Source organism: Citricoccus sp. (genome assembly GCF_035445025.1).
Taxonomy (GTDB): domain Bacteria; phylum Actinomycetota; class Actinomycetes; order Actinomycetales; family Micrococcaceae; genus Citricoccus.
Genome location: NZ_DAOMPX010000114.1, coordinates 3,371 through 4,006, shown reverse-complemented (window position 1 = coordinate 4,006; position 636 = coordinate 3,371). Strand labels below are relative to the sequence as shown.

The 636-nt window shown below is 73.3% G+C and carries 1 protein-coding gene; it reads right to left on the bottom strand.

Translation table 11 applies throughout. The annotated features are described in order from the left end of the window. On the bottom strand, positions 1-636 hold a 636-nt coding region (locus tag PLJ28_RS15140), incomplete at both ends, for a hypothetical protein (protein ID WP_502877097.1).

Here is a 636-nt window from a genome sequence, read left to right as displayed (position 1 = left end):
CCCACCCGTGCACCATGCCCGGTTCGACGCCCTCCTGGACCCGGTACTCGCGCTCAAGGCCCGCGGTCGAGAAGGCGTCCCGGCGCCAGGGGTCGTTCGGGTCGAACAGCTCCGTCAGGCCCGTCCCCCGGTGCTGGATGCCCACAGACCCGGGGGAGAGCTCCGTGGTGTAGGACACCGCCAGGTTGCCGCCGGCCTCGGACGCGCCGGTGACCTCTCCGCGCAGGTCCACGATCGTCTCCGGGTGGCCGTGATGGGACATCCACACCAGCACGCGCCGACCGCGCTGCTCGGCCAGCGCCAGCACGTTGTCCTGCCCCGAGGGTTGCAGGGGGCCACCGGAGCAGTTCATCCCGTCGGCGTCGGTCAGCAGCCGCGGCCGGAGCGTGGCCGCCGGACGGTCCCAGCCGGCCGTGGCGTGGCGGAGGGCCGTGGGGGCCGGCACGGCGTAGACGCCCGTGTTCGCCGCCACGAACTCCAGGCCGGACTCCCCCACGTCCTCCCCGTGCAGGTAGAGCCATTCCCCGTTGCGGGAGACGCACGGCCCGGAGAAGGACGTCCGTACCTCGCGTCCGCCCGCCACGAGCCGGACGGAGCCGTCGTAGACCAGCAGCAACCTCTCGTCCTCCACCCATG